This window comes from Pseudomonas sp., assembly GCF_049645325.1.
Classification (GTDB): Bacteria; Pseudomonadota; Gammaproteobacteria; order Pseudomonadales; family Pseudomonadaceae; genus Aquipseudomonas.
In genome coordinates this window covers 23,501-31,593 of record NZ_JBARTQ010000302.1, presented here as the reverse complement: position 1 = coordinate 31,593, position 8,093 = coordinate 23,501, and the positions used below count along the sequence as shown (strand labels likewise).

The following is an 8,093-nucleotide window of genomic DNA, read 5'->3' as shown; positions in this document are numbered from 1 at the left end:
GAGTTAGGCTTGAGTGATCGGGTCAGCCACCGCTCTTGCTTGTGATCCGCTTTTGCTTCAATCACTCAGGTCGGCTTTCAGGCCGCCGTGCTCTGCTTTTGATCTTGCTTGTGATCTTGATCTAGAGCGCCCCGTTAACCACGCTGGCCGAACGCAGGCTTGAATCCGTGGGTAACCCGGCAGGACGCCGGGCTAGCCGTGTTGGGCCATGGATGGCCCGTCACGGCGGCCCACGGATTCAAGCCGGAGTGAGGGCACACCGAGCCTAGGCGAGGTGCCGAGTGGCGGGGCAAGAGCGCTTTGGTTACTTTCGCGCTTTTCGAAAGTGACCCGCTGTAAAAGCGGAACCCATCTCAGCCGCTACTCCAACAATGGATATGTACACCGCGGCGCCTGCATCGCGGGCAAGCCCGGCTCCCACAGGAAAAGTGCTCGCCTTCAGGGCTTCGCCAGCTCAGGTAGATCCCCCGTCAAGCCAAGTGCCTGACGTACAAACATCGCTTTGGCCTCAGGCATCTGGTCAACCAGCTTCAACCCGGCATTACGCAACCAACGCAACGGCAACTGATCCGCCTGGAATAACCGCTCAAACCCTTCCATCGCCGCCATCAATGCCAAATTGTGCGGCATGCGCCGACGCTCGTAGCGGCTCAGCACTTTCACATCCGCCAACCGTTCGCCGCGCTCGGTGGCTGCCAACAGCACCTCGGCGAGCACCGCCGCGTCGAGGAAACCGAGGTTCACACCCTGCCCGGCCAAGGGGTGGATCACGTGGGCCGCGTCGCCGATCAACGCCAGGCCCTCGGCCACATAACGTTTGGCGTGACGTTGACGCAATGGCACGCAAACGCGCGGGTCGGCGCTGATCACGGTGCCGAGGCGCCCTTCGAAGGCACGCTCCAGTTCACGGCAGAAGCTGTCGTCATCCAGCGCCATCAGGCGCTCGGATTCAGCTGGTGTGGTCGACCACACGATCGAACACCAGTCCTCCTGACCCTCCCGCACCAAGGGCAGAAACGCCAGCGGGCCAGTGTCGGTGAAACGTTGCCACGCCGTACGCTGGTGCGGCTGGCTGCTGCGCACGCTGGTGACAATGGCGTTGTGCAGGTAATCCCATTCGCGGGTCACTGTGCCGGTCAGGCGGCGCACGGCGGAGTTGGCGCCGTCGGCAGCCACCACCAGCGGCGCGCGCAATTTACGGCCGTCGGCCAGGGTCAGCAGCCAGTCGTCGCCGGAGCGGCGCATCTGCTCCAGGCGCGCATTCGCCAACAGGCCCAGGTCGCAGTCGTGCAGGCGATCGAGCAAGGCGTCCTGTACCACACGGTTTTCGACGATATGCCCAAGCACGTCGGCGTGCACACTGGCTGCCGAAAAATGGACCTGCCCGGTGCCGCTGCCGTCCCACACCTGCATTTCGCCGTAAGGGCTGGCCCGCCGGTCGACGATGCCGTCCCACACGCCAAGGCGTTCCAGGATGCGCTGGCTGGCGGCCGACAAGGCGCTCACGCGGGGTTCGAAGGCCGCGTCACGGTCGAACGGTTTGACACTCAGCGGGCTGCCGTCGAGCAGCAGCACCTGCAGGCCACTGCCCTGCAACGCCAGCGCCAGGGCGCTTCCGACCATTCCGGCCCCGACAATCAGCACATCTGCGCGCATGTCCATGCTTTAAGCCTGTCTCGCTGGCGGCTTGCGCCGCACGTAAAGGGTTTTGTCGACCCGCGCCACCAAGGTGCCGGAGCCGTCATGAATCTCGACCTTGAGGTGAGGCAAATACTTCTCGCCACCGTCGGTTTGCCCGCGAATCTCGTCCAGCAAGGCTTCGTCGATGGAAAACTCCGCGTACACCGGGCCTTTGCCCGGCGAAATGAAATCGATGCTCGCGGCCTTGTCCCACACGATGTAGTCGCGGCCCAGGTTCTCCATCAGCATCAGCATGTAGAACGGATCGACCATCGAATACAGGCTGCCGCCGAACTGCGTGCCGACGTAATTACGGTTGTACCAGCCCAGGCCCATGCGCACTTTGACGTGGCGAAAATCCGCGCTCATGTGCTGCACGCTGACGCCGGCGCCCAGGTACGGCGGATACAGCGTCATGACCCAACGCAGCAAACGCGCCTTGCCCAACCGCGCCACCAACCACTTACGCATCGGGGCGCGTGCCCAGGCCCATGGCCTGACGAGCAAACCAGCGCTTGGCCGGCGGCAACAAATCCAGGCCCAGCAGGCCCATGTTGCGGCCCATCGCGACCAACGGCTGAGCACTGCCAAACAGGCGCGTGACCTGGTCGGAGAACCCAACGGTCAGCTTCTGATCCAGGCGCTGACGTTCGCGGTAGCGCTGCAAGGTCGCCAGGTCGCCCGGTACTTGCGGCCCGGCCAGCAAGGCCTCGGCCAATGCGTCTGCATCACGCAGGGACAGGTTGAACCCCTGCCCGGCAATCGGGTGCAGGCTGTGGGCGGCGTTGCCGAGGACCGCCAGGTGCGAGCGCACCTGCTCTTCAGCTTCCACCAGTGTCAGCGGATACAAATGACGCGCGCCCACTTGTTTCAGGGTGCCCAGGCGATAGCCAAATACTCCCTGCAGCTCACTCAGGAAGCTGCGCTCATCAAGGTCGGCCAAGCGCTGTGCGTCCATGCCGATGCGGGTCCAGACCAGCGCGCAGCGGTTGTCCGGCAGCGGCAGCAAGGCCATCGGGCCTTCATCGGTGAAGCGTTCGAACGCCTCGCCGTTGTGGGATTCGCTTGGGGTGATGTTGGCGATCAGCGCACTCTGGTTGTACGGCCGGGTTTTCACGCCGATGCCGAGTTGCTCGCGCAACCCGGAACGGCCGCCGTCGGCCAATACCGCCAGATCACACTCAAGCATGGTTTCATCGTTGAGGGTCAGGCGGTAACCGTCGAGCAACGGCTCCATGCGCGTGACCTCCGCCGGGCAGCGCCAACTGACCACTTCTTTGTCCAAACCTTGCCACAGGCATTGCCCGAGCCAGGCGTTCTCCACCACGTAGCCAAGCGCGGGAACACCCTCTTCCATTGCGGACAGCCGCGCGGTGGAGAAGCGCCCACGGTCCGACACGTGAATTTGCTTGATTGGCTCGGCGCGGCGGGAAATTTCCTGCCACAGGCCCAAGCGCTGATAAATCTGTCGGGCGCCAAACGACAGCGCCGAAGAACGCGCGTCGTAGCTCGGCTGGTAGCTGTCGCCCGGCGCGAACGGTTCGATCAGCACTATCTTCCAGCCGCGCGCCTTGGCCCCGGCCTGCAACGCCAACGCCAGGCTGGCGCCGACCAGGCCGCCGCCGATAATCGCCACATTGACCCGGCTCATCGGGCCGCCGCCATCAGCGCTTCAATGTCGGCGACGGTCTTGGGCACACCGCCGGTCAGGATTTCACAGCCTTGCTTGGTCACTACCACGTCGTCCTCGATGCGTACGCCAATGCCACGCCATTTCTTTGCCACGCTCTGGTTGTCCGGCGAAATGTAGATCCCCGGCTCCACGGTCAACGCCATGCCGACTTCGAGCACACGCCATTCACCGCCCACTTTGTACTCGCCCACATCGTGCACATCCATGCCCAGCCAGTGGCCGGCGCGGTGCATATAAAAGGCCCGGTAGGCTTCGCTGGCGATCAATTCGTCGACGTCACCTTGCAGCAGGCCGAGCCTGACCAGGCCCGCCGTGATCACGCGCACCGTGGCCTCGTGGGCCTGGTTCCAATGCTTGTCCGGCGCGATCTCGGCAAAGGCGGCTTCCTGGGAGGCCAGCACAATTTCGTAGATCGCCTTTTGCTCCGGCGAAAACGTGCCGTTGACCGGCCAGGTGCGGGTGATGTCGCTGGCGTAGCAGTCGATCTCGCAACCGGCGTCAATCAACACCAGGTCGCCGTCCTTGAGCACCGCGTCATTCTGCTGGTAATGCAGGATGCAGCTGTTGCGCCCGGCGGCGACGATGGAGCCATAGGCCGGCATCTTCGCGCCGCCCTTGCGGAATTCGTAGTCCAGTTCGGCTTCCAGGCTGAACTCATGCAAACCGGCGCGACTGGCCTGCATCGCCTTCACGTGGGCCGCGCAGGAAATGCGTGCTGCCTCGCGCATCACCTTCACTTCTGCCGCCGATTTATACAGGCGCATGTCGTGAAGCAGATGATCCAGGGCAACGAATTCGTTCGGCGGCTGGGCGCCCAGGTGCGCTTTGGAGCGGATCACGTTGATCCACTCCATCACGTGGCGATCGAATTCGGCGTTGCTGCCCATGGCCGAGTACACGCGGTCGCGGCCTTCGATCAGGCCGGGCAGGATGTCGTCGATATCGGTGATGGGGAATGCGTCGTCAGCGCCAAAGTCGCGGATCGCGCCTTCGGTGCCGGCGCGCAGGCCGTCCCACAATTCGCGTTCGACGTTGCGTTCGCGGCAGAACAGCACGTACTCGCCATGCTGGCGACCGGGCATCAGCACGATCACCGCTTCAGGCTCAGGGAAACCGCTCAGGTACTGAAAGTCACTGTCCTGGCGGTAAACATGCTCGACATCACGGTTGCGGATCGCCACAGCGGCGGCCGGCAGGATCGCGATGCTGTTGGGTTCCATCTGCGCCATGAGCGCCTTGCGGCGCCGGGTGTATTCCGCTTTGGGGATATGGATCATGGGCAGATGGGCGTCCTTTCTTAGTGCAGCGACGGCTTGGGGGTCGCCGGCTCAGCAGACTTCTTGGTCTCGGTGAACAGCAGCAGCGGCGCGACGCGCAAATACTCCATCACTTCCATGTAGTCGCCTTCGCCGTCTTCGGATTCTTCCAGGGCGTCTTGCACCTGGGAGATGGCTGCCAAATCCTGCAACACTTCCTTGGCGTCAGTGCTCAGCTCCAGGCCGCCGGCGTTCACGCCGAAACCGTGGAGGAAGCCTTGGCACCATTGGCCCAGTGCGGCAGCGCGGTCGGCGAGCGGTGCGTCGTCGGTCGGCAGCAGCAGGACCACGGTGACGTCATCACCGGTGAGCTCGCCCTTGACCATCTCTTGCAGGCCGATCAGCGCATTACGCACGTTCTCGGTGGGTTCGGTTTCCAGCAGCTCGGCCACATCAGCCAGCCAGTTGTCGGCATCGAAGCCAACACCGGTGCAACTGCGGCCCAGCAACACGCCGTGCAACTCGGCAGGCGAGCATGGGTGACCGCTGGTGCTCAGCAGTTTGGAAAAAGCGTCGTACGGGGAGTTCTGAATAGGCATGGTGAGCTAGGCGCCAGACGGCGCAATGTCTAGAATGAAGCGCTGTATCCTAGCACCGGCAGACGTACCAAGACTATCAAGGGCGTCAGATCGTTTATCCTGCAGTTGCCATTCATCAGACAAATCCAGTGGAACCCAATGGAAGACACCGACCTGCAAGCGCTGATGGCCAGATTCGAACTGCTAATTGATCGGGTCGAGCAACTTAAGAGTCAAAACGGACTCCTATTAGCTCAGGAAAAGACCTGGCGCGAGGAACGCGCTCACCTCATTGAAAAAAACGAAATCGCCCGGCGTAAGGTCGAATCGATGATTTCGCGCCTGAAGGCCCTGGAGCAAGACTCATGAGTTCAAGCAATAGCGTAACCGTGCAGATCCTCGATAAAGAATATTCGATCATCTGCCCCCAGGAAGAGCGCAACAACCTGGTGAGCGCCGCCCGTTACCTGGATGGCAAGATGCGTGAAATCCGCAGCAGTGGCAAAGTTATCGGCGCCGACCGTATCGCCGTGATGGCCGCGCTGAACATCACCCACGATCTGCTGCATAAGCAGGAACGGCCTGACGTGCAGGCCAGCGGCTCGACGCGTGAGCAAGTACGCGACCTGCTGGAGCGCGTGGATCTGGCACTTTCTACCGATCCAGAGCCACCCAAGGGCTGATTGCCGCGAGTGTTTAAGGTATACTCGCCCCACTCCCTGGCGTGTTTGCCAGTCGGCGATGTCCCTGAGCCGATTCGCACTACCCTGGAAGTTGCACGTTGGGCTGGTGTGCATGTCCGCTAGACGGAAAGCCTTAAAGCCTACTGCATCTTCCACCTTGAACTTTCGGGTTCAAGGGCTAAGTCGACAGCGGCTCTGTCGGGGAGCCTGAATTCCCAAACTCAATGCCAGTCCTCGGACTGGCATTGTTTTATGAGCCGAAAAACCATGACCGAACCTGCGCCGCTTTCCCGTCCGCAACTTCGACGCATGTTGCGCAAAGCCCGCCGCGAACTGTCGCCGAGCGAGCAGCGCAAGGCCGCCTTCGGCCTGTATCGGCAACTGGCACAGCACCCGCTGTTTCGCCGGGCCAGGCACATCTCTTTATATCTACCGACGGACGGTGAAATCGATCCGCGCCTGCTGCTGCGCGCTGCGCAGCGCCGAGGCAAGGCCACTTACCTGCCGGTGCTCAGTGCCTGGCCGCGCACTAAAATGGTGTTCCAGCGCGTGCGGCCTGGGGATAAGTTGTTGCCCAATCGCTTTCGCATTCTTGAGCCGCGCGTGAACGCCAATCGCCAGCGCCATGTGTGGGCACTCGACCTGGTGTTGCTGCCGCTGGTGGGCTTCGATGATGTGGGTGGCCGCTTGGGCATGGGCGGCGGTTTTTATGACCGCAGCCTTGCCTACCTCGCCCGGCGCAACCGTTGGCGCAAACCGACGTTGCTGGGCTTGGCCCATGAATGTCAGAAGGTTGATCGATTGTCGCAGGCGAGCTGGGACGTGCCGTTGGCGGGCACTGTCACCGATAAGCAATGGTATGTCGCAGAAACGTCGCTGGAACCAGCGACGCCTTGAAATGGTGTTAACGCTTGAATGGCTGTGGCTGCTGCTGAGCCAGTTCAACCGGTGCATCGGTCTTGTTCGACCACAAGCTTTGAGCGTAGCCGGTGGTCACGACGCCCAGACCAAACAAAATAACCAAAATCCATAGTAAATCCGGTTTACGTTGCATCGATTGCCCCCCTTCAGGCACCTCGTACACGATGACAACAACGTTCCAAAGTAGTCCGTTGCAGCTGCGTCAAGCTTAAAGGCGGGCATTCTGCGGTAACGTGAACCAACACGCAAACCTTGACGCCAACCGACTGTCGGTTTGTCATGGAATTGCCCGACAACTTGCCCAATGCCTTTTTCAGGAGCCCAAAAATGGCCTACTGGTTAATGAAATCCGAGCCCGACGAACTCTCGATCAAAGACCTGGAGAAGCTCGGCGAAGCCCGCTGGGACGGGGTGCGCAACTATCAGGCGCGCAACTTCCTGCGGGCCATGGCGGTGGGCGATGAGTTTTTCTTCTACCACTCCAGTTGCCCGGAACCCGGGATTGCCGGCATCGGCAAAATCATCGAAGCAGCGTACCCGGACCCCACGGCCCTGGAACCAGAAAGCCACTATTTCGACGCCAAGGCGACCCCGGAGAAAAACCCGTGGAGCGCGATCAACGTCGCCCACGTTAAAACCTTCCCCAAGGTGTTAGGCCTGGGCTACCTGAAGCAGCAAACCGCCCTCGCCGAATTACCACTGGTGCAGAAAGGCACCCGGCTTTCCGTGATGCCGGTGACTGCCGAGCAGTGGGCAGCCATCATCCAGCTGCGCTGAGTAAGGGTTACTGGATGATCAGGTTGTTGAACAACAGGTCTTCCACCACCGGCTTGCCGGTTTCGTCATTCATCACTTGCTGGGTTTGCTTCAACGCTTCCTGTCGCAGCTTTTCCTTGCCTTCGACCGTGCTCATGGCCTCACTGGTCTGCTGGGTAAACAGGGCCACCAATTGGTTACGAATCAACGGGTCGTTGGCTTTGACCGCTGCAGCCGCTTCAGGCCCGGTCACCCGCAGGGCGATGTCGGCCTTGAACACCTTGAGTTTCGCCGTGCCATCCAGGCCGTAGTTGCCCACGAACGGCGGGGTCAGGCTGATGTAGCTGACCTTTGGCGCCTCGCCTTCTTTCGCTTCTTCGGCCTGGGCTGCCATCGGCAAGGTCAGGGCGAGCATCAACAGGGTCCACGCTTTCACAGTTCATTCCTCGAATTCGGTGCCGGGTAGCATAACGCTAGCAAGGCTGAGCACAAGCTTATGGCGACTTATCAGGCCCGGGCATGCTCG

At 61.5% G+C, this 8,093-nt stretch carries 11 protein-coding genes and 1 other RNA gene; 5 read left to right on the top strand and 7 right to left on the bottom strand.

Annotated elements, in window-relative coordinates:
• Nucleotides 1-438 precede the first annotated feature (438 nt).
• The 5 genes from WBB95_RS13715 to WBB95_RS13695 are packed head-to-tail and all read right to left on the bottom strand — an operon-like array spanning nucleotide 439 to nucleotide 5,228.
• Nucleotides 439-1,656, bottom strand: coding sequence for a 2-octaprenyl-3-methyl-6-methoxy-1,4-benzoquinol hydroxylase (locus tag WBB95_RS13715; RefSeq protein WP_424488062.1), 1,218 nt, complete (start codon nucleotides 1,654-1,656; stop codon nucleotides 439-441).
• Between the two features lie 9 nt (nucleotides 1,657-1,665).
• Nucleotides 1,666-2,151 (bottom strand): DUF4442 domain-containing protein, encoded by a 486-nt coding sequence (locus tag WBB95_RS13710; protein ID WP_424488059.1) that lies wholly within the window; start codon nucleotides 2,149-2,151, stop codon nucleotides 1,666-1,668.
• Nucleotides 2,144-3,331 (bottom strand): 2-octaprenyl-6-methoxyphenyl hydroxylase, encoded by a 1,188-nt coding sequence (gene ubiH, locus WBB95_RS13705; protein ID WP_424488058.1) that lies wholly within the window; start codon nucleotides 3,329-3,331, stop codon nucleotides 2,144-2,146. The genes WBB95_RS13710 and ubiH overlap by 8 nt, the downstream gene beginning before the upstream one ends.
• Complete coding sequence (pepP, locus tag WBB95_RS13700; RefSeq protein ID WP_424488057.1) at nucleotides 3,328-4,650, bottom strand: Xaa-Pro aminopeptidase; 1,323 nt, start codon at nucleotides 4,648-4,650, stop codon at nucleotides 3,328-3,330. Before pepP ends, ubiH begins: the two co-directional genes overlap by 4 nt.
• A 20-nt stretch (nucleotides 4,651-4,670) precedes the next feature.
• Nucleotides 4,671-5,228 carry a YecA family protein gene (locus tag WBB95_RS13695; RefSeq protein ID WP_424488056.1) on the bottom strand — a complete coding sequence of 186 codons (558 nt, stop codon included), beginning with the start codon at nucleotides 5,226-5,228 and terminating at the stop codon, nucleotides 4,671-4,673.
• 138 nt (nucleotides 5,229-5,366) lie between these two features.
• Here WBB95_RS13695 and WBB95_RS13690 point away from each other — a divergent pair, with 138 nt between their 5' ends.
• From WBB95_RS13690 to WBB95_RS13675, 4 genes are all read left to right on the top strand, one after another.
• Nucleotides 5,367-5,576 carry a TIGR02449 family protein gene (locus WBB95_RS13690; protein ID WP_424488055.1) on the top strand — a complete coding sequence of 70 codons (210 nt, stop codon included), beginning with the start codon at nucleotides 5,367-5,369 and terminating at the stop codon, nucleotides 5,574-5,576.
• Nucleotides 5,573-5,890: a cell division protein ZapA gene (locus WBB95_RS13685; protein ID WP_424488054.1), complete on the top strand. Its 318-nt coding sequence runs from the start codon at nucleotides 5,573-5,575 to the stop codon at nucleotides 5,888-5,890. Before WBB95_RS13690 ends, WBB95_RS13685 begins: the two co-directional genes overlap by 4 nt.
• A 30-nt stretch (nucleotides 5,891-5,920) precedes the next feature.
• Nucleotides 5,921-6,099, top strand: a non-coding RNA gene (ssrS, locus tag WBB95_RS13680) — 6S RNA.
• A gap of 58 nt (nucleotides 6,100-6,157) precedes the next feature.
• A complete protein-coding gene (locus tag WBB95_RS13675; protein ID WP_424488061.1) occupies nucleotides 6,158-6,787 on the top strand; it encodes a 5-formyltetrahydrofolate cyclo-ligase in 630 nt (209 codons plus the stop codon).
• 7 nt (nucleotides 6,788-6,794) lie between these two features.
• On the opposite strand, the gene WBB95_RS13670 is transcribed toward WBB95_RS13675, so the two are convergent.
• Entirely contained in the window at nucleotides 6,795-6,944 is a 150-nt protein-coding gene (locus WBB95_RS13670; RefSeq protein WP_010207387.1) for a hypothetical protein, read from the bottom strand.
• A gap of 194 nt (nucleotides 6,945-7,138) precedes the next feature.
• Here WBB95_RS13670 and WBB95_RS13665 point away from each other — a divergent pair, with 194 nt between their 5' ends.
• On the top strand, nucleotides 7,139-7,588 hold the full coding sequence (locus WBB95_RS13665) for an EVE domain-containing protein (protein WP_424488053.1): 450 nt from the start codon (nucleotides 7,139-7,141) through the stop codon (nucleotides 7,586-7,588).
• A gap of 7 nt (nucleotides 7,589-7,595) precedes the next feature.
• Here the strand turns inward: WBB95_RS13665 and WBB95_RS13660 are convergent, their stop codons facing one another.
• Nucleotides 7,596-8,003, bottom strand: coding sequence for a flagellar basal body-associated protein FliL (locus tag WBB95_RS13660; protein ID WP_424488052.1), 408 nt, complete (start codon nucleotides 8,001-8,003; stop codon nucleotides 7,596-7,598).
• Nucleotides 8,004-8,093: the final 90 nt, after the last annotated feature.